Here is an 18792-nt window from a genome sequence, read left to right on the forward strand (position 1 = left end):
CCATCGAACCAGGGGCACCGGCCCCTGGTTCATCGCAGAAATGAGGCCGCATGCGCGCTAGTCTTTGGTCCCGGCTGTTCCCCTATCTGCTGCTCATGCCGGCAATGGCGATCCTTCTCGCCATGGTGGTCTATCCGCTGCTCTTCTCGCTCACGACCAGCTTCACCGACTACAACCTGATCATGCTCGACGGCGTGTGGGTGGGGTTCAAGAACTACCTGACGGCGTTCGGCGACCCGGCCTTCCGCGACAGCGCGCTCTTCACCTTCATCTTCGCCTTCACCTCCACCGGCACGCAGCTGGTGCTTGGTTTCGTCACGGCCCTGTGCCTTGCCCGGGTGGTCTATGCGCGCGGCCCGCTGACTATCCTCCTGATGTTCCCGATGATGGTAACGCCGGTGGTCGTCGGCATCCTGTGGCTGCTGATGTTCCAGCCGGACTACTCGGTGGTTAATGGCCTGCTTGCGAAGCTAGGGATCACCGGGCCGATCTGGCTGCAGCATCCGTTGACGGCGCGGCTCGCGGTCATCGTCGCCGACGTCTGGCAGTGGACGCCGTTCTTCACCATCATCCTGTTGGCCGGCATCCTGAACCTGCCCAAGGAGGTCATGGAAGCCGGCGAGATCGACGGCGCAACGCCACTGCAGAGCCTCGCCAGGCTGGCCATCCCGATGCTGATGCCGCTCATCCTGATCACCACGCTGATCCGGCTGATCGACTCGTTCAAGACCTTCGACTCGATCTTCGTGATGACCAATGGCGGTCCCTCGGCCTCGACCGAGGTGGTCTCGCTCTACATCTACCGCAAGGGACTTCCCTATATGGAAATGGGCTACGCCTCGGCGCTGAGCTACCTGTTCGTCATCGTCCTGACGGTGATCGCCGCATTGCTGATCCGCCAACTCAGCCGCAAGGCGTGAGGCGGTGATGAGTGCATCCCCATCCACCCGCCCGCTGCATCCCGGCCAGCGCGTCGCCGTCGGCGGCATCCTTGTGCTGATGACGCTGTTCGCCGGCTTCCCGCTGCTCTGGGTGCTGCTGACCAGTCTGAAGCCGAACAACGCGATCCTCTCCAAGGACCCGATCTTTCTGTTCCAGCCGACGCTGGAGCACTGGGAGCGCGTGCTGTTCACCTCCGACTTCCTGAAGTTCTACCTGAACAGCCTGATCATTGCCGCCGCCACCGTCGCTATCGTCATGGTGGTGGCGACCCTCGCCGCCTACGCCCTGGCGCGCTACCCGATGCGGGCCAGTAAGGACATTTCGTTCTTCATCATCAGCCAGCGCATGATGCCGCCCGTCGCGGTGGTGCTGCCGATCTTCCTCATCGCTTCCAGCATCGGCATGCTCGACCGGCTCGAGACGCTGATCGCCATCAACGTGGCTTTCAACATCCCGCTCTCGATCTGGATGATCCGCGGCTTCATCGAGGGCACCTCGCGCGAGATCGAGGAAGCCGCCGTCATGGATGGTGCCAGCTGGCTCGGCGCATTCTGGCGGGTGACCGTGCCGCAGATCTGGCCCGGCCTGCTGAGCACGGCGCTGTTCGTCTACATCTACACCGTCAACGAGTTCCTCTTCGCCTCGATCCTCTCGGGTACCAATGCCCGGCCGGTTTCGGCCGCCGTTGCACTGTTCCTCCCCACCGGGGTGCGCGGCACCTTGTTCGGCGAAGCCGCGGTGGCGGCCATCCTCATCATGCTGCCCGGCATTATCTTCGCCGCGCTCATGCAACGTCATCTGGTCGCCGGGGTCTCCCTGGGCGCAGTCAAAGGCTAAGTCGTTCCATGTCGGCAATCTCCATCCGGTCCCTGCACAAGACCTACGGCAACGTCGAAGTGCTCAAAGGCATCGATCTCGATGTCGCCGACGGCGAGTTCGTGGTGTTTGTCGGGCGCTCGGGCTGCGGCAAGTCCACGCTGCTGCGCTGCATTGCCGGGCTGGAGACCATCTCCGACGGTTCCATCTCGATCGGCGGCGAGGAGGTAACCCGCAGGCCGCCCTCGAAGCGCGGCATCGCCATGGTGTTCCAGTCCTACGCGCTCTATCCGCATCTGACGGTCCGCGACAATCTCGGCTTCAGCCTCAGCCTGGCGCGCCAGCCCAAGGCACAGATCGCCCAGCGCGTCGCCCGTGTCGCCGGGATCCTGAGGATCGAGGATCTGCTCGATCGGCGCCCGGCCCAGCTCTCCGGCGGGCAGCGTCAGCGCGTCGCCATCGGCCGCGCCATCGTGCGCGAACCCGAGGCGTTCCTGTTCGATGAGCCGCTGAGCAACCTCGATGCGGACCTGCGCGTACAGATGCGCCACGAGCTGATGCAGCTGCACGAGGAACTCTCGGCCACCATGATCTACGTGACGCACGACCAGGTCGAGGCGATGACCATGGCCGACAAGATCGTCGTGCTCAACGCCGGCCGCATCGAGCAGGTGGGCACGCCGCTCGAGCTCTATTCGAGGCCGCGCAACCTGTTCGTCGCGACCTTCATCGGCTCGCCGCGCATGAACATCGTGACCGCGTGGGCAGCGCGCCAGGCCGGCCTTTCGGTCGGCGCTGCGGCCGAACGGATCGGCATCCGGCCCGAGCACATCGCCATTGGTCCCGCCGGCAGCGGCCAGTTCAACGGAACGGTCGGGCTGACCGAGCATCTGGGCGCCGACAGCTACTACTTCGTCGAGCTGGACGACGGCACCAGGGTGAATGTCCGCCGCTCGGACAACGTCATGCTCAGCCGCGGCGAGCGTGTGGGTCTTGCGCCAAATCCCGGCTACCTGCACCAGTTCGCCGCCGACGGCGCACGGCTGGACTAGCCATTCAATTGCCCAACCAAAACAGGAGGCGTCTATGCAGCGACGTGAATTGACCCGGGTTTTTGTGCTCGGCGGAGCTGTCGTCGTGGGTCTGGCCTTGGCCGGCCCGGCGGCGGCCTGTTCGGACCTGCCCAATATCTGCGCGATGAATGCACAGCACCACCAGAGCATGGTGGATATCTCGGCCAGCTACGCCTATGGCGACTACTACGGCGAGGAAGAATATTACGGCGACGACTACTACGACAGCGGCTATTACAGCGGCGACATCGACTATTCTGCCTATGCCGAGGACCCCGGCCGCTCGCTGAGCAACGAGGCAGCGAGCTTTGCCAGCGCGGTGAGTGCACAACAGGCAGCGCTCGACGAAAAGCTGAAGGATCCGGGGTTCCGCAAGGCTTATGAGCGCTACAGCAATGGCGGCTGGGACTACTTCCAGGACAATGCCGGGGCGGCGCCGGGCGAGTACTGCGCTGCCTTCTACTGGAAGGGCGATGGCATGGTCCGGCTGTCGGGGCCGGGCGGGGATTATCAGGGCGCCCTGATCACATTCTGGGGCCCGAACATTCCGACGCCGTCGGAGGTAAAGACCATCAGCGTGACACTGGATCAGGCCGATGGCGCGCCGCAGAAGGTCAAGGCCTTCAACTACCACCTGGCCGGGGATGCCTGGGGCGCTATCGCGCTCGCCGTCCCCTCGATTGAAGCAGCACTGGAGGGGATGGAGGATCAGCAGAGCTTCAAGCTGCTGATCGGCAGCAAGACCGTCGCCGAGGTCGAGTGGCAGGGCGGCCTCAAGGCCAAGCGCAAACTGCAAAGCTGCCTCGGCTGATGCGCGGATTGCAGGCAGTGGCCGGCCTTGCTCTGGCAATCGGACTTGGCGCGGCGCTGGGGGTTCCGCCAGTTGCGGCTGAAACAGCACACGACCAAAACGCCTTGCAGATGGCGGCGGACGCCTGCAGCAACCAGGAGTTTTCCTCGCTGCTGCAGGCCATGGCCATTTCGGACGCGGTGGTCGCCCGCCACAGCGCCCACAGCGTCTCCGTCATTGTCGACGGGGTCAAGACGCTCGTTCCGCGCGAGGGCTATCGCGACTTCCCGATCGGTATGCTCGACTACTACTGGATCTCCCGCGCCTCGATACAGGCCTGGGAGGCCAATCCCGACACCGAACTGGTTCACCTGAAGCTGGAACGCAACCAGAGCCAGAGCAACCAGTGGCGCATCGACTACGTGGCGGTCCGCTACGATGGCAACTCGTCGGGCGGAGACGATCTCGGCGACGTCGTCGTGACCATCGGTACGCCCGGCTACTTGCTGTTCGAGCCGATCGCGGGGTGCTGGGAACTGGTCGAGCATGGAGTCGGCGCGCCGTGACCGGCCGACCCCGCGACGCCTGCGCCGTGGACGTCCAGGGGCGCTCCAGGACGTTCGCGTCAGGCGGCTTGTAGCTTGTCGCCCTGCTGGCGAGGCACTGCGGGCAAGTCCCGGCCCCAAATTTCCAGTGCATCCGTGACCGACCTCAGCTTGGCGCCCAGCGGCGTCAGCGAGTACTCCACCTTGGGCGGAACGACGGGATAGACGGTTCGGGTGACGATCCCCCCGGCCTCGAGCTCGCGAAGCTGTCGGAGCTAGCCCGGTCGGGTACGCCAACACATTCGCAGCGGCAGAAACCGTAGTAAAGTGCCCGGCGTGAGCCGGTGCGCCGAGTGCGGGTTGCTGCCGTCGCGCCGCCGGTGCTAGGCGAAGCCGGGCGAATCGCGGAGGCGAGATGAAGACTGACGACTTGGCAGCGCTGTTCGATCGGGCGGCCGGCGATCTGGGAACCATTGACCAGCACCTCCAAGCTCTGGCGACGGAGCGCCGATTGCCCCGGCTGGCGCTCGCCATGTGCGCGGCCCGCTACGAGGAGGCGGCGCCAATCCTGCAAGGCCTGCTTGACCGGGCGGCCGCCGGTGCCGCCTTGTCCGAGGACGAGGAACACTTGTTGTTCCGTGGCCTGCATATTCAGGGCGGGGCAAAGGACAAACAGGTATTTCCGGCCTTGCTACGGCTGTTGCGGCGGCCCAAGGCCACGGTCGACCGGCTGCTTGGCTACGCCATCACCGAGACCCTGGCGAGGATCGTCGGTGGCGTCTTCGATGGCGATGCCGACGCCCTCTTCGCGTTGATCGCGGATCGAAAGGTCGACGAGTTCGTGCGGGACGCGGTGTTTGGCGCCGCCACCTTCCTGACCTGGGAAGGCAGCATATCCGCCGAACGGATGCATGGCTTCGTGCAACGCTTCTACGACGAGCGGCTGGCCGGCAACCAGGACTACGCCTGGATCGGCTGGCTCGAAGCGATCGCCCTGCTCGGCCAGCGCGACCTGGTGCCGCTCGTCGATCGCGCCTGGGACGAAGGCCGGATCGACACCGAAGCCCTCAGGCGCCACCATTTCGATAGCGACCTGGCCAGAGCCGAAAACGCCCCTGGCGATGTGACACGGTTCCGGCGCGCTCGGCTGGGCCACATCGAGGATGTAGTGGAAGCGCTGGAGTGGACGGACCGTTCGTATGAGGACGAGGCTGACACGGTCGCTGCCTGGGCAGACCTGACCGCAGACCCGGTCACCAACCCGTGGCGTGGCGTCGGACGCAACGATCCGTGCCCATGCGGCAGCGGCAAGAAGGCGAAGCGCTGCCACCTCGCCTAGCGCCTCTGGTCATCGCCTGAACGACGCGAGCGATGGCGTCGTCCGCTTGGGCGGGCAGATCGCACGGTCGGGCCTTCGACCTTCCCCACTCGACGGCCGGCGGCATTTCCGGCACTACCCGTCACGATACCGATAGCCGCTAAAGGGGTGCCGATGTCTCGTCCGATCTTTGCCGATCCGATCTTCGATGGTGCTGCCGATCCGGTGGTGATCAACCGGCGCGGCACCGACGAGTGGTGGATGTTCTACACCGTGCGCCGGGCGGCGCATGTCGGCCCGGGCGTCGAATGGGTGCATGGCAGCCCGATCGGCATCGCCGTGTCGAGCGATGGCGGCGCGAACTGGGACTATCGCGGCACCGTTGTGGGCCTCGACGACCCCTCAGATGCCGGGCTCAACACGCACTGGGCGCCCGAGGTGATCTGGGCGCTGGGCGAGTACCACATGTACCTCAGCTACATCACCGGCACGCCCGATCGCTGGCCCGGCTTCCCACGCCGCATCGTCCACTTCACCAGCCCCGACCTCGTCGAGTGGACCCGCCGCTCGGTGCTGCCACTGGCGTCGGAATTCGTGATCGACGCTGCGGTCGCGCTCTGTGCCGATGGGCTGTACCGGCTCTGGTACAAGGATGAGGGCAACGGCTCATGCACCGGGGTCGCCATCAGCACCGACCTCTACACCTGGACGCATGAGGGGATCGCCATTCCGGGCTCGCGGCACGGCGGCAGGGGGCACGAAGGGCCAAATGTGTTCGAACTCGGTGGCCACTCCTGGATGATCGTCGACGAGTGGCGTGGGCAAGCAGTGTTCCGCTCCGACGATGCCAGGACCTGGGAGCGGCAGGGGCTGATCCTTGATGTGCCCGGCGATCACCCCGAGGATCGGCAGGTGGCGCGCCACGCCGACGTGGTGGTGCAGGATGGCTGGGCGGCGCTGGTCTATTTCACTCATCCCAATACCGGCACCGACCACACGCACGAGATGGATACGCCGAGCGCCCGCCGCAGCACCATCCACTGGGCCAGGCTGACGGTCAAGGACGGCGTGCTCCGTTGCGAGCGCAATGTCGGGACGCTGCAGCTGCAGACGCTGCGGGACTAGTGCCTTCGCCATCGAGATGCACAGTGCCCAGGCGCATAAGTCCGGATCGCGAAGCCGCAGCGCGATCGGACGAAGCACAGCGTTTCGGCCCCACCATCGGTGTCATTCCCGTGTAGGCGGGAACCTAGTGGGATGCTGCGGCGCCCGCTGGCTCTGGGAGATCCCACGGGGTCCCCGCCTACGCGGGGATGACGCCGGTGGTCAAGGCTAGGGTTGAGCCTGGTCCCTGACGGATCCCTGCCTGTGCAGGGCAGGGATCGTCCCCGTGGCCTCGCGCCGCTACTTCAAACTGATAAACGCCAACCCGTTATTGGCGTTCATCGGCACGACCAGTTGCTCGGCGCCGGCGTCATAGCACATCGAGGCGGCGCTCGGGATGTTCTCGGCGATCAGCGAAGCGGTGCCGTCGGGCGTCAGTTTGGTGATGCCGCCGTTCATCACGCTGCTGATGTACTTGGTGCCATCGGGCAGGATGACGATGCCGTCATTGCCAGGTTGCGCCGCTTTCTCGGTCTTCAGCAGCTTGGCGTCGGCGGCCGCAAAGGTCAGCACCTCGTCATTGCCGATATTGACCACCACCACGTTCCCATCGGCATCGAAGGCGATGCCGTTGGGCTGGTTGAGCGGCGCGCCCGCTATCCACACCGAGGCCGCGCCATCCGGCGTCACCTTCCAGATCTGCCAGGTGTCGGGCTCCGGTGATTTGCCGCCAACGCCCGTATTGCTGGCATAGATGGTGCCGTCCGGCGCTACCTCGATATCGTTGATCCAGGGCGATCCCTCGATCCTGGCTTCACCCTCGGGCTCGCCGGTTTTCATGTCGAACTTGCGGATCACTGCGACGCTCGGCGTCGTCTTGGTCGGATCGGCCGGGTCTGCGGTGCCACCATCGCGGTCGGCGAGATAGAGCACGCCGCCCTCGATATCGCTGCCGAACGGCTCGTTGAGGAGCAGCGGCGGCATGAGGTCGGCGCGCTGCTGCGGGTTCTGCACGCCGATCCAGCGCGCCGTGTTGACCGAGCCGTCGTGGTTGATCAGCGCGACGAAGGCGTTGTTCTCCTGGATTGCCTGGTTGACGCCGCGCGCCGGCGCCACGATCAGGTCGCGCTCGGCATCATAGGAGCAGCTTTCGGTGGCGTAGATCGCGCCGAACACCTTGACGTTGCTCGACATCGGCGCAAAGCCGCCGTCAGCGGCGGGATTCACCGGCAGGCCCAGTGGGTTACCGACGAAGTACGGTCCTGGGGCTGGCCCCTGCGCGAGTGCGGGGCTCGCGGCGACCCCGGCGACGAGGATCAGGCTGGCGATCGAAACAGGCTTCATCGACTTTCTCCACTTCTTGTTGCAGGCAACCGACTGGAGGCTCGCCGTAATGTTCAGGCGTTCCCCCGCATGGCTTCGTCGCTTGCCGGCGCGTGGATCAGTCCGTCCCGTCCGGCGCGTTGCTGGTCGACGCAAACGTCGCCGTGATGATCTCGAGCGTCTGCCGATAGTGCTTCATCAGCAGCTCGACCGCAGTCTTCGTATCGCCGGCCAGCGCCGCATCGGCGATCAGCCGGTGCTCGTCGGGACGGGCTTCGAAGGGCGCCGGGTTGGCGCTCTCGGTAATGAACCGGTACGAGTCCACCCGATCGCGGATCTCCTGGCAGTAGCGCAGCAGCAGCGACGAGCCGCAGGCGCTGATCAGCACCTGGTGGAACTGCTTGTGCCGTTCGTCCCAGGCGGGGTTGAGCTGCTGGCGCGCCGCGTCGGCATATCTGTCGGTTCGCGATAGCCAGTGCAGCGCCAGCACCAGGTTCTCCTCCCATTCGACCGTGCGGTTCGCGATGCTTTCCTCGAGCGCGCGTTCCTCGAGCCAGCACCGGGTCTTGATCAGTTCCTCCAGCACCTCCGTCGTGAACGCAGCCACGAAGAACCCTCGTCGTTCCTCGCGTTTGACCAGCCCTTCCGACACCAGACCGATCAGCGCTTCGCGGATCGGGATGTGCGATGTCTCGTAGCGGTCGGCGAGGTCCTCAATATTCACCTTGGTGCCCGGCCGAAGCTTGCCCGTGAGGATGTCGCCCCTCAGCGTGGCTCGGATCCGGGTGGCGGAAACGATCGCACTGTCCGAAACGCGATCGCCGGTCTTTGGCAGAGTTGACACTGTTAGGTCCCTTGCGAGAGGCTGCGGACCGTCCAATAACTCCAAAAACACGAAAAAATCAGAGGCAAAGCGCTGTCAGGAAAAGTCGCAGACGTTTCCGGTTCGAAAGCGCGGCAAATCAAGGACCCTTCCTACGGTGATGCGGTCGCCGCGGCGTCGCAGGGTAGAAACTCCCCCGCGGGCCCGGCGCCGTCTTTGAGCGCAACGGTCAGTTTGCTGCCATCGGCGCTCTCGGTGACCTCGAGCGTGCCGCGGACGACTTCGTCGTGGCCGCTCTCACAGGCAATCTTCACCTCAAAGGCCTTGTCGCCCGCTTCGGTTATGTTGGTGTAGGGGCAGACATTGCCTTCAAAGCGCACATCGTCGGCGCTGATCAGCACCTTGTCGCCGCTGCTGTCGGCCGCCCCGGCATGCGCCGCACAACCGGCCGGCGTGCCATAGCTGCCGGCGAGCGGCAGGCTGGCGGCCAGCACAACGGTGGGAATTGCGACCAGAACGGCCGCAAGAGTCAGTCTGAGTTTCACTGCGTCACTCCTCTTGAGTGCAAAGGAGGCCAATCTAGCGGTCGTCTTCGCCCATCATGTCGCCGCCGACACGGGAGTCGAAGGCTTCCGCCACCACCAGCTTGCCGTCCTGAACGGCAAGCCCGAGCTGCGGCAGCTTCCGCACGGCCGGGCCGTGCGCTACCTCGCCGTTCTTGGTCGGGTCGAACCGAGAACCATGGCAGTCGCAGGCCAGGAGCTTGTTCTTCAGGGTATCGGTGAGCGGGCAGCCGGCATGCGTGCAGATGATGGTGTAGCCCAGTACGCCCTCGGCCGACTTGGCCGCGGTTTCCGCCGGCAGGGCTGCCGGGTCGTAGCGCAGCAGCAGCACGGTGTTCTCGTACTCGGCGTTGCGCACCACGCCGTCGGGTGACATCGCCACCGCTTCGAACGGCTTGCTGTCGAGCTTGATGCTGTCGGGCGTCAACGGCGTATTGCCGGCCGGCGAAACCAGGAAATCCCCGACCTGCGGCGGCATTGCATCAGGCGCCGCAGCGATCGCAGCGCCACCCAGCCCGGCAAAGGCGCCGGCCGCCGCGAGGCCACCGAGGACGCTCCGCCGGCTGATCCTGGTGCACGCGCACCCGCATTGAGTCTCGATCACCGGATCGGCCGCAGTGCCTTGTTTCATCAGCTAATTCTCCTCAAGTGCCGGCCTCGGCAGGCCGGCAGCGCGGCCGCCATCACCGCGCCCTCGTTCAGATCGAATATAGAAAATAGCCGTCAGTGCTTGTTCCTATATTTTGAATTGGGTTTTGTAGGTCGCGTACATTCTGGCGGCGAAACGTCGCATTGCGATAACGTCGCAGCGCCCACGATCCCCATCGGATCGGCGGCCGAGTTTTCGAAATAAAGGGATGAGGAAGATGGCACGCTTGCGCTTTGGCGCCGGCCTCCTGGCCTTGGCGGTGACGATGGCGTCATCGGCCTGGTCGGACGAGGTAACCAATGATCGGCTTCTGGCTGCCGACAAGGAATCCGGCAACTGGCTGATGGTTCACCGGACCTATGACGCCCACCGCTACAGCCCGCTGGACGGCATCAATAAGGACAATATCGGCAAGCTGTCGCTGGCCTTCGTCACCCAGTTCGACCAGGCATCGGCCGGCGGCCGCTATGCCAGCGCCCGCAACGAAGGCACCCCGCTGGTCGAGGACGGCTTCATGTACGTCCAGGCCGGCTGGAGCCGGGTCTACAAGGTCGACGTCCGCGACGGCCGCTTCGGCAAGATCGTCTGGAAGGTGGATCCCGAAGTCGACAAGCAGTGGATTTCCGACGCCACCTGCTGCGGCGCCGAGAACCGCGGCATCGCATTGTGGAAGAACGACGTCATCGCCCTGACCCTCGATGGCCGGGTGATGTCGATCAACAAGGATACCGGCGAGCTCAACTGGGAAACCCAGCAGGCCGACAAGACCCGCGCCGAAAGCTTCACCGTCGCTCCGCTGGTCATCGGCGATGTGGCGCTCTACGGCCCGGCCGGCGGCGAATACGGCATCCGCGGCTGGATCGAGGCGATTGACCTCAATACCGGCAAGCCCAAGTGGCGCACCTACACCATTCCGGCGCCGGGCGAGCCCGGCAGCGAGACCTGGAAGCGTGAGGGCACCTGGGAAACCGGCGGTGGCTCGATCTGGGCGACCGGCAGCTACGACCCCGAACTCGGCCTGACCTATTGGGGCACCGGTAACCCGGCGCCGCAGATCGACGCCGAGTATCGGCCGGGCGACAACCTCTATGCCTCGAGCCTCGTCGCGCTCGACACCGAGACCGGCGCCATCAAGTGGCACTTCCAGTTCACCCCCAACGACCCCTACGACTACGACGAAATCGGTGAAACTCAGCTTATCGACAATGGCGATCGCAACCTCGCCTTCCGCGCTGCCCGTAACGGCTTCGGCTACTCGTTCGATCGCTCGAACGGCGAGCTGCAGCACGCCACGCAATATGTCGACGACCTGAACTGGACCACCGGTATCGACCAGAAGACCGGCCTGCCGCTGAGCTACGATCCGAAGGCCGACCTGCAGAAATATGTCGCCGGCACGGTGGGGTCGCGTGACGACCTGCCGGGCATCTATTGTCCGACCCTGGGCGGCGGCAAGAACTGGCAGCCGGCCTCCTACAGCGCCAAGACCAAGCTGGTCTACCTCACCTCCAACGAAGGCTGTTCGGCCTATGTGCCGACCGAGGCGCCGAACCCGACCATCACCGGCGGTGAGTACGACGTCGTCGCGGCGCAGAAGGAATGGAACGGTCGCCTGCCCGCTCCTGAGGGCACCGAACTGCCGGCCGAACAGAGTGGTTCGGTGGTGGCGATCGACCCGGTCACCGGCAAGATTGCTGCCAAGATCCCGCTGCTGGCCCGTGGCAACGGCATGCTGGCGACGGCCGGCGGCCTGGTGTTCGGCTCCGACCGTGCCGGCTGGATCTACGCCTATGACGACGAGACGCTGAAAGAACTCTGGAAGTTCAACGTCGGCACCTCGCTCGGCTCCCCGCCGATGGCCTATGCCGTCGATGGCAAGGAGTACATCGCGGTCCTCGCCGGTGCGGCGCCCAGCACGGCGCAGATCAATGCCGACCCGTCGCTGAAGTACTTCGTCCCGACCGACGCCATGTACGTCTTCGCCGTGAACTGATCTCTCCTGTGGCGCGGCGGCGAAGGCTGCCGTGCCACCCCTTTTCGCCTCGTGCGACGGTACCATGATCAATTTTGTCCGATTGCTGCCGGCCCTGTTGCTGCTCGGCCTTGCTGCCCCGTCGCTGGGGGCGCCGCTCCCGCCGGAATTCCGCACTCTCGCCATCGGCGAGACCGCCACGGCGCTCCCCACCGAGGGCTATGAGGCCTTCGCTTGCGGCTCCAATGGCGGCCCACCGCTCAAGCACATCACCGGCTGGAGCGACTTTGCCCAATGCGCCGCCGACGAGCGCGGCCTCCACGAAGTCTATGTCGAGTTCGGCCGCCGCGTCGGCAAACTCGCCGAGCGTTTCCACGATCAGTATGGCGAGGAGCTCTGGCTGCAGCGTTTCGGCGGCACCCGGCTCGCCAACTTCCCCGTGGTGCTGTCGCTGCTGTTCGACGATGCCGGTGTGGTACGCGGCTTCCGCGCCGTCACCGATGACCGCGCCGGCATCGAGGATCGCGGCCGCGCCTACCTGTTCCGGCTGCCGGTGTTCCAGCGCTACGGCTCGAAGGATTGGACCTGCACCGACCTGCCCAAGGCGCCGGGCGAAACCGGCGTTGGCGAGATGTTTATTAAAGAGGTCTGCACCAAGGACGTCGAAGGGCGGCACATCCGGGTCGAAACCCACTATTTCCGCAAGCCCGGCCAGACCGGCCTCGATATCCAGGGCATGTTCGAGCCGGGCCAGTATGAATCCTCGACCCGCTGGGAGGCGTTCGACGCGACGCTCGATGCGGCGAAGGCGGTGCCATGAGGCCGGTGATCGGCATCGCGCTTACCGTGTTGCTCGCGACCCTCGCACCGGCAATCGCGCAATCGTCCGACGCGTCGGCCTTCCTCAACGGCGACACCAATTCCTGCCCCGGCTGCCCGCTTGTCGGCGCCGACCTGAGCGACCGGAGCCTCGCCGGCGCGGACCTTTCGGGCGCCGACCTCACCGGCGCCTTCTTCTTTCAGTCGGACCTGAGCGAGGCAAACCTCTCGGGCGCCAAGCTCGAGGCTGCCGACTTCACTGCCGCCAAGCTCAGTAACGCCGATCTCGCCGACACCCACCTCGATAACGCGGTGTTCTTTCGTGCGACACTCAGCGGGGCGTCCCTGGCTGGGGCCACGGGAGAGAGCGTCAACTTCCGCCGGGCCATTCTCACCAACGCCCGTTTCGATGGCGCCAGCCTCCGCTTCGCCCAGTTCGAGGATGCCCGCTTCGGCGGGGTGAAGGCGACCAACGCCGATTTCTCCGGCGCCAGCTTCCGCCAGCTGAACATGCAGCGGGTGGATTTCACCGGCAGCACCATCGAGGGCGCCGACTTCACCGCCAGCAACCTCGAGTCCGGTATCCTGCGCGGCGCCGACCTCGCGCACTCCGACCTGTTCGGGGCCCGCCTGATCGCCGCCGACTTGACCGACGCCAACCTCTCGGGCACCCGCCTCGTCTCCGCCAACCTCCGCGACGCCATCACCGACGGCGCCAACTGGCAGGACGCGCTGATGCCGGACGGGAGCTATTATCGGCGCTAGACTGGCCCGCCGGTGCGTGCTGACCCCCACCCCTGTCCCCTCCCCGCAAGGGGGAGGGAGACCCTCACACCAGCGTCTCAGTTTGCGTCTCCCTCCCCCTTGCGGGGAGGGATCAAGGGTGGGGGGCAGCCCGCGCCGGCGCTGGCGGCCTGCCCGGCGGCGGCGCCGTGGTGTTGCGAACCACCAGATAAGTATCGAGCGTAACCCGGGCGTCGCCCACGGCGCGCGAGCCCAGCATATCGAGCAGCAGCGACATCGCGGCGCGCCCAGTCTCGTCCGAGCGGTTGGAAACCGTGGTCAGCGACGGGTAGGTGGCGGCGCCCAGCACGTCATCGCAGCCGACGATGGAGAAATCCGCCGGCACGCTGACGCCGCGATCGGCGAGGCCGGTCATGATCCCCTGCGCCGTCAGGTCGTCGAAGGCGATGGCGGCGGTGGCGCCGGTGGCGAGAATATCCGGCACCACGGCGCGGCCGCTCTCATAGCTCGGCACCCGGGCGGCGACGATACTGACCTCGAGCCGGTGCTGCCGGGCTCCCAGGCGCACCGCGGCGCGGCGCTGCTGGTTCGACCACGAGCTGGCCGGGCCGCTGACATAGACGATGTGCTTGTGGCCCAGTTCTGCCAGATGAGCGATCGCCTCGCGCACCCCGATGGCGCTGTCGATCAGCACCCGCGGAATCCCCGGTACATCGCGATTGACCAGCACCAGCGGGCGCTTCAGCGCATGGGCGCGGATCCGCTCATCGGTGAGGCGCGAGGCGCACAGCACCAGCCCCTCGACCTGGCTGAGGAAGCGGTCGACCAGCTTGTCCTCCTGCCGCCAGCTCTCATCCGAATTGCCGAGAAACACGCAGAAATCCGAGCGGTCTGCCTCCATCTGCGCGGCGCGGATCAGCGGCGGGAAGAACGGGTTGGCGACATCCGGCACCACCAGCGCCACATTGCCGTAGCGCCCGGTGCTCAGCGCCCGCGCGGTGTGGTTGGGGACATAGCCGATGCTGCTGGCGATCTCGAGGATGCGCGCCACGGTTTCCGCGCCGAGCATGCCCGGCTGCGTGAAGGCCCGCGACACCGTCGACTTCGACACCCCCGCCGTCCTTGCCACATCCATCATGGTGGGCAGGTCCTTGCGGCCCTTGCCTGCTGTCATGCTGTTGCCCTTGCGCAGCCTGGAACGATCGCTCCCACAGTTCAGCGTGGCTTGGCAATATCCCGTTCCATCCAATGCCGAGTGTTCGACAGGGGATTGACGTGCAACCGGTTGCATTCGATAGTCAAACGAAATCGTGGTTCGAGAACGATGCGTCGCGGGGAGTGCTTTAGCCGATGAGTTCGAGTGTCGTGCCTGAGGCCGGAACGCGTTACCGGCGAGTAGACCAGCTCAAGGTCCGGAGCTTTGTCACCCGCGAGGAGCTGGGACGCGTCGCTGCCGGCGAGATCGCCACCGAGCTGCGCTCGCGGCTCGCCCGGCAGGCTGCGGTGCGCATGGTCTTTGCCTCCGCTCCGAGCCAGAGCGACGTCATCGATGCGCTGGCGGCAGAACCCGGCATCGACTGGCGCCGCGTCACCGCCTTCCACATGGATGAATATATCGGGCTCGCCCCCGACGCGCCGGAGCGCTTCGGCAGCTGGCTGTCGCGCTACATCTTCGGCCGCCTGCCCTTCGCCGCGGTGCACCCGATCCTCCCCGGCGACGACCCCGAGGCGACGGCGCGCGATTACGCGGCGCTGCTGGCCGAGGCGCCGATCGATATCGTGCAACTCGGTATCGGGGTGAATGGCCACATCGCCTTCAACGACCCGCCGGTGGCCGATTTCAACGATCCGCTGGATGTCAAAGTGGTGGAGCTCGATGAGGTCTGCCGGCAGCAGCAGGTCGATGATGATTGCTTTGCTACCCTCGCCGATGTGCCGCTGCGCGCCATCACGCTGACCGTGCCGCGGCTGCTGCGGGCCGACCGGCTGTTCTGCATGGTGCCGGGGCGGGTGAAGCGCAACGCCGTGCGCGCGGCGCTCGAGGGCCCGTTGACCACGGCCTGCCCGGCATCGATCCTCCGTACCCACCCCGACTGCACGCTTTACCTCGACGCGGAGTCAGATCCCCATGCCTGAATTGATCGACGCCGACGCACTCTGCCGTGGCTACTATGACGACGTCACCGCCCTGATGCGGCGCATCCTCGTCGAGGAGCGCGACGCGACGGAGCGTGCCGCCGAGCGGGTGGCCGAGCAGATCGCCGCCGACCGGCTGGTCTATGCCTACGGGCCGGGCGGCCACTCCAACCTCGCCTCGCAGGAGATCTTCTTTCGCGCCGGCGGCCTGATGCATGTCAGCGCCATTCTCGACGAGGGCACGCTGCTTTCGGGCGGCTCGCTGCGCTCGATGGCGATCGAGCGCACTCCGGGCTATGGCAAGATCGTCATCGCCGACCAGCGGCTCGGCGAAGGCGACCTGCTGATCCTCGTCAACGCCTACGGCATCAACGCCGCGCTGATCGATGCAGCGCTCGAGGCCAAGCGCCGCGGCGTGTTTCTGATTGGCGTCAACTCGCACGAGCACGCCAACAACTCCGCGCCCACCCACCCGGCACGCCACCCGACCAAACATAACCTGCACGAGCTGGTGGATATCGCCATCGACTGCAAGGTGCCGATCGGCGACGCGATCGTTGCAGTGCCGGGGATGGGCGAAAAGATCGGCGCCATCTCCACTTTCGCCAACGCCTTCGCGCTCAACAACCTGGTGATCCGCACCGTCGCCAAGCTGGTCGAACGCGGCATCGAGCCACCGGTCTGGCGCAGCGGCAATGCCCCGGGCGGCGACGAGGCCAATGCGAAGTTCATCGCTCGCTTTGCCGAGCGGGTGCGCTGGCTGTGACGGCAGCAATCGTCGGCCGCGATCCAGACACCGGCCAGGGCCTTGCCATCAGCATCGCCGACGGCCGGATCGCTGCCGTCGAGGCGGCGGACTACCACGGCCCGCTCTATCTCTCGGCGGGCCTCGTCGACCTGCAGGTCAATGGCTATGCCACCCACGATCTGAACGACGGCACGGTGACCCCGGAGCGCGTCCTGGCGCTGACCGAGATGCTGCTGGCGCTGGGCACCACCACTTACCTGCCGACCCTGGTCACCGCCAGCGAGGCGAACATCACTGCCGGGCTGGTGGCGATCCGCGAGGCCCGGGCGCGCTACCCGCTCGTCGCCCGCGCCGTGCCGTTCGTGCATGTCGAAGGGCCGTTCATCTCTGTCCATGACGGCCCGCGCGGCGCCCATCCGGCCGCCCATGTCCGCGACGCCGATATCGGCGAATACGAGCGCTGGCAGGCAGCAAGCGGCGGGCTGGTCGGGCTGCTGACGCTGTCGCCGCATTCCGATGCGGCCATCGCGCTGGTACGGCACGCGGCGGGGCAGGGGGTGCACGTCGCCATCGGTCATACCGATGCAAGCCCCGAGCAGATTCATGCAGCGGCGGCAGCCGGCGCCACGCTTTCGACCCATCTCGGCAATGGCATATCGGCCCTGCTGCCGCGCCATCCCAACGTCATCTGGGCGCAACTGGCGGACGATCGGCTGACCGCCACGCTGATCGGCGACAGCCACCACCTGCCGGCCGACACGCTGAAGGCAATGCTGCGCGCCAAGGGGCTCGACAAGGCCTTGCTGGTGTCGGACGTGGTCTCGCCCGGCGGATTGAAGCCGGGCATCTATCACCAGACCATCGGTGGCCGCGTCGAACTCCAGGCCAATGGCCGGCTGGGGCCGCCCGGCACGCCCTACCTCGCCGGCGCCGCGCTGCCGCTGGGCGATTGCGTAGCGCGGACCGTCACGATGACCGGGCTGAGCCTCGCTCAGGTGCTGGGGCTCGCGACGCGCAATTCCGGCCGCTTTGCCGGCGGCCGTGGCTTGCTCGAAATCGGCGCGGCGGCTGACCTCATTCAGTTCGAGTGGGCGCCAGGCGCCGAGCGCTTGGCCATTGCTGCAACCTATCTGGGTGGGGAGCGGGTATGGGCGCGTTGAAGGCCGGCGTCGCCGTCGTCGACATCACCCCGCCACCCGGGTTGCTGCTCGCTGGCTTTGCCGCCCGCACCGAACCGGCAACCGGGGCGCATGATCCATTGACCGTACGGGCCGTGGTGGTCGGCGATACCGCGATTGTCGTCGCCGACGTCATCGGCATCCACGAAGCGATGAGCGCCCGCATTCGCGAGCGTTGCCCGTTGCCGTCAGCCAATGTCATCGTCGCGGCCACCCATACGCACGGCGCGCCGGTCTCGATGGCAGACCGGCTGAGCGCCGAGGCTGACCCGGCATTCCTCATGGCGATCGAGGATGGCTGCGTCGCCGCACTGAGCGAAGCTGCCGCCAACGCCGTGCCGGCCACGCTGAGCGTCGGTCTCGGCGCCGATCCCGATGTGGCCCGCAATCGCCGTCACGCCGACGGCCCGCTCGATCGCGCCCTGCCGGTGCTGCGCATCCGCGACGCGGCCGGCAGCCTGCTGGCGGTGGTCGTCTCCTATGCCTGCCACCCCACCGTGCTGGGCGCCGACAACCGGCTGATGACCGCGGATTTCCCGCATTTCGTGCGCACCACGATCGAGGCAGCGCATCCGGGCGCGGTGGCGATTTTCCTCAATGGCTGTTGTGGCGACGTCAATATCGGGCACACCGCCCAGGCCTCAGTGACGCTGAACGCCAGCGCCACCCGCACCTTCGAGAATGCCGAGCGACTGGGCACGCGGATCGCCGAGGCGGCGCTCGCGGCGCCGGAGACAGGGCTCGGAGACACGGCGACCGCCGGGGAACAATGGGTCGAACTGAGCCTCGAGCGACGCGAACACGACCTGCCGGCGCTGGCTGCTGCCTGGGATGACGAGGCCCGCACCGCCGAGCCGGTGCGCGCCACGGTGCTGCGGCACTGGGCGAACTGGGCCCGCCGTTATGCCGGCCAACCCGAGGGAAGCTGGGCCGGTCGCGTCAGTGTCCTCGATTGGGGCGGCCTGCCGATCGCGGCGCTGCCCGGAGAGATCTTTGCCGAAACCGGCCTTGCCGTCCGCGCTGCCTGCGCCGGCCGGCCGGCTTTGGTGCTGTCCTATGCCGACGGCACGCCGGGTTACATTCCGCCAGCCAGTGAGTTTGGCTTCGGCGGCTACGAGGTCGATGAAGCGCATCGCTTCATCGGTATGCCGGGGGCATTCGCCGCCGGTTCTGCCGAGCGCCTGGCCCTCGCGGCCAAGACCTTGCTCGGACTACCAAAACGGGCTGCAACGCCTAGAAAATGAGGGGT

At 66.3% G+C, this 18792-nt stretch carries 19 protein-coding genes and 1 pseudogene; 14 read left to right on the top strand and 6 right to left on the bottom strand.

What is annotated here, in order from left to right; translation table 11 throughout:
- The first annotated feature begins 50 nt into the window (after positions 1-50).
- The 5 genes from ASC68_RS05925 to ASC68_RS05945 are packed head-to-tail and all read left to right on the top strand — an operon-like array spanning position 51 to position 4187.
- The gene (locus tag ASC68_RS05925) at positions 51-920 is read left to right on the top strand and encodes a sugar ABC transporter permease (RefSeq protein WP_055876326.1); all 870 of its coding nucleotides are present in this window, start codon (positions 51-53) and stop codon (positions 918-920) included.
- Between the two features lie 7 nt (positions 921-927).
- The gene (locus ASC68_RS05930; protein WP_055876330.1) at positions 928-1779 is read left to right on the top strand and encodes a carbohydrate ABC transporter permease; all 852 of its coding nucleotides are present in this window, start codon (positions 928-930) and stop codon (positions 1777-1779) included.
- 8 nt (positions 1780-1787) lie between these two features.
- Positions 1788-2810 carry a sn-glycerol-3-phosphate ABC transporter ATP-binding protein UgpC gene (gene ugpC, locus ASC68_RS05935; protein WP_055876333.1) on the top strand — a complete coding sequence of 341 codons (1023 nt, stop codon included), beginning with the start codon at positions 1788-1790 and terminating at the stop codon, positions 2808-2810.
- 34 nt (positions 2811-2844) lie between these two features.
- The gene (locus ASC68_RS28230) at positions 2845-3642 is read left to right on the top strand and encodes a hypothetical protein (RefSeq protein ID WP_082527942.1); all 798 of its coding nucleotides are present in this window, start codon (positions 2845-2847) and stop codon (positions 3640-3642) included.
- Positions 3642-4187 carry a hypothetical protein gene (locus ASC68_RS05945; RefSeq protein ID WP_156387265.1) on the top strand — a complete coding sequence of 182 codons (546 nt, stop codon included), beginning with the start codon at positions 3642-3644 and terminating at the stop codon, positions 4185-4187. The genes ASC68_RS28230 and ASC68_RS05945 overlap by 1 nt, the downstream gene beginning before the upstream one ends.
- A gap of 107 nt (positions 4188-4294) precedes the next feature.
- On the opposite strand, the pseudogene ASC68_RS28235 reads toward ASC68_RS05945, so the two are convergent.
- Positions 4295-4438 (bottom strand): annotated as a pseudogene (locus tag ASC68_RS28235) (helix-turn-helix domain-containing protein); the annotation flags it as partial.
- A gap of 143 nt (positions 4439-4581) precedes the next feature.
- Between ASC68_RS28235 and ASC68_RS29120 the strand changes: the two are divergent.
- Together ASC68_RS29120 and ASC68_RS05955 are read left to right on the top strand one after the other, a co-directional pair.
- Positions 4582-5505, top strand: coding sequence for a DUF1186 domain-containing protein (locus ASC68_RS29120; protein ID WP_055876339.1), 924 nt, complete (start codon positions 4582-4584; stop codon positions 5503-5505).
- 153 nt (positions 5506-5658) lie between these two features.
- Positions 5659-6609 carry a hypothetical protein gene (locus tag ASC68_RS05955; protein ID WP_055876343.1) on the top strand — a complete coding sequence of 317 codons (951 nt, stop codon included), beginning with the start codon at positions 5659-5661 and terminating at the stop codon, positions 6607-6609.
- A 279-nt stretch (positions 6610-6888) separates the two neighbouring features.
- Here ASC68_RS05955 and ASC68_RS05960 read toward each other — a convergent pair whose 3' ends face one another.
- The 4 genes from ASC68_RS05960 to ASC68_RS05975 form a co-directional block, all read right to left on the bottom strand.
- Complete coding sequence (locus ASC68_RS05960; RefSeq protein WP_055876346.1) at positions 6889-7932, bottom strand: SMP-30/gluconolactonase/LRE family protein; 1044 nt, start codon at positions 7930-7932, stop codon at positions 6889-6891.
- Positions 7933-8029: 97 nt separating this feature from the next.
- The gene (locus ASC68_RS05965) at positions 8030-8755 is read right to left on the bottom strand and encodes a GntR family transcriptional regulator (RefSeq protein WP_055876349.1); all 726 of its coding nucleotides are present in this window, start codon (positions 8753-8755) and stop codon (positions 8030-8032) included.
- A 131-nt stretch (positions 8756-8886) separates the two neighbouring features.
- On the bottom strand, positions 8887-9279 hold the full coding sequence (locus ASC68_RS05970) for a hypothetical protein (protein ID WP_055876352.1): 393 nt from the start codon (positions 9277-9279) through the stop codon (positions 8887-8889).
- Between the two features lie 34 nt (positions 9280-9313).
- Positions 9314-9928 carry a Rieske 2Fe-2S domain-containing protein gene (locus tag ASC68_RS05975; protein WP_055876354.1) on the bottom strand — a complete coding sequence of 205 codons (615 nt, stop codon included), beginning with the start codon at positions 9926-9928 and terminating at the stop codon, positions 9314-9316.
- A gap of 235 nt (positions 9929-10163) precedes the next feature.
- Between ASC68_RS05975 and ASC68_RS05980 the strand changes: the two genes are divergently transcribed.
- From ASC68_RS05980 to ASC68_RS05990, 3 genes are all read left to right on the top strand, one after another.
- Positions 10164-11939, top strand: a complete 1776-nt coding sequence (locus ASC68_RS05980; RefSeq protein WP_055876357.1) for a PQQ-binding-like beta-propeller repeat protein — start codon at positions 10164-10166, stop codon at positions 11937-11939.
- A 64-nt stretch (positions 11940-12003) separates the two neighbouring features.
- Positions 12004-12738, top strand: coding sequence for a hypothetical protein (locus ASC68_RS05985; protein ID WP_055876360.1), 735 nt, complete (start codon positions 12004-12006; stop codon positions 12736-12738).
- On the top strand, positions 12735-13502 hold the full coding sequence (locus ASC68_RS05990; protein ID WP_055876363.1) for a pentapeptide repeat-containing protein: 768 nt from the start codon (positions 12735-12737) through the stop codon (positions 13500-13502). The genes ASC68_RS05985 and ASC68_RS05990 overlap by 4 nt, the downstream gene beginning before the upstream one ends.
- 112 nt (positions 13503-13614) lie before the next feature.
- Here ASC68_RS05990 and ASC68_RS05995 read toward each other — a convergent pair whose 3' ends face one another.
- A complete protein-coding gene (locus tag ASC68_RS05995; RefSeq protein WP_055876366.1) occupies positions 13615-14655 on the bottom strand; it encodes a LacI family DNA-binding transcriptional regulator in 1041 nt (346 codons plus the stop codon).
- Between the two features lie 176 nt (positions 14656-14831).
- On the opposite strand from ASC68_RS05995, the gene ASC68_RS06000 reads away from it, so the two are divergent.
- From ASC68_RS06000 to ASC68_RS06015, 4 genes are read left to right on the top strand one after another with little or no spacing between them, the layout of a single operon-like run.
- A complete protein-coding gene (locus tag ASC68_RS06000) occupies positions 14832-15617 on the top strand; it encodes a glucosamine-6-phosphate deaminase (protein WP_082527946.1) in 786 nt (261 codons plus the stop codon).
- Entirely contained in the window at positions 15610-16383 is a 774-nt protein-coding gene (locus ASC68_RS06005) for a sugar isomerase domain-containing protein (RefSeq protein WP_055876369.1), read from the top strand. Before ASC68_RS06000 ends, ASC68_RS06005 begins: the two co-directional genes overlap by 8 nt.
- Entirely contained in the window at positions 16380-17525 is a 1146-nt protein-coding gene (locus ASC68_RS06010; RefSeq protein WP_055876371.1) for a hypothetical protein, read from the top strand. The genes ASC68_RS06005 and ASC68_RS06010 overlap by 4 nt, the downstream gene beginning before the upstream one ends.
- Complete coding sequence (locus ASC68_RS06015; RefSeq protein WP_055876375.1) at positions 17513-18787, top strand: neutral/alkaline non-lysosomal ceramidase N-terminal domain-containing protein; 1275 nt, start codon at positions 17513-17515, stop codon at positions 18785-18787. Before ASC68_RS06010 ends, ASC68_RS06015 begins: the two co-directional genes overlap by 13 nt.
- The last annotated feature ends 5 nt before the right edge of the window (positions 18788-18792 follow it).

This window comes from Devosia sp. Root105, from assembly GCF_001424865.1.
In the GTDB taxonomy this organism is placed as follows: domain Bacteria; phylum Pseudomonadota; class Alphaproteobacteria; order Rhizobiales; family Devosiaceae; genus Devosia_A.